The following is a 522-nucleotide window of genomic DNA, read 5'->3' as shown; positions in this document are numbered from 1 at the left end:
GCTGCGCAAAGGTCGTCGTCTGCAATACGTGAAGCCGTTTATGTCTGGTGATGATATTGCATTTCTGCAATACACTGGTGGTACTACGGGTGTCGCAAAAGGTGCAATCCTAACGCATCGCAACATGATTGCGAACGTGCTTCAGGCGAAAGGGGCTTACGGTCCTGTACTTTCTCCAGGTCGTGAATTAGTGGTAACCGCATTGCCGCTTTACCACGTGTTCGCACTGACAGTGAACTGTTTGCTGTTTATCGAAATGGGCGGTCGTAACTTACTGATTACCAACCCGCGTGATATTCCTGGCTTTGTAAAAGAGCTGCAAAAGTACCAATTCACAGCGATCACAGGTGTGAATACCTTATTCAATGCGCTAGTGAACAATGAAGATTTCCATGAGTTGGACTTCAGTAATCTTCGCTTGGCTGTTGGTGGTGGTATGGCAGTTCAACGTGCTGTTGCTGAAAAATGGCTGAAGACCACAGGCTGCTACCTGCTTGAAGGTTATGGACTTACTGAGTGTTC

At 47.3% G+C, this 522-nt stretch carries 1 protein-coding gene; it reads left to right on the top strand.

What is annotated here, in order from left to right:
* Positions 1–522 (top strand): AMP-binding protein (locus tag R7F64_RS24375; RefSeq protein ID WP_318072222.1); only part of this gene is annotated, 522 nt, incomplete at both ends.

Origin of the sequence: Vibrio sp. Vb1980, assembly GCF_033338615.1 — a bacterium.
GTDB classification, from domain to species: domain Bacteria; phylum Pseudomonadota; class Gammaproteobacteria; order Enterobacterales; family Vibrionaceae; genus Vibrio; species Vibrio alginolyticus.
Note: the sequence above shows the minus strand (reverse complement) of the source record. Positions and strands in the feature narration are given on the sequence as shown.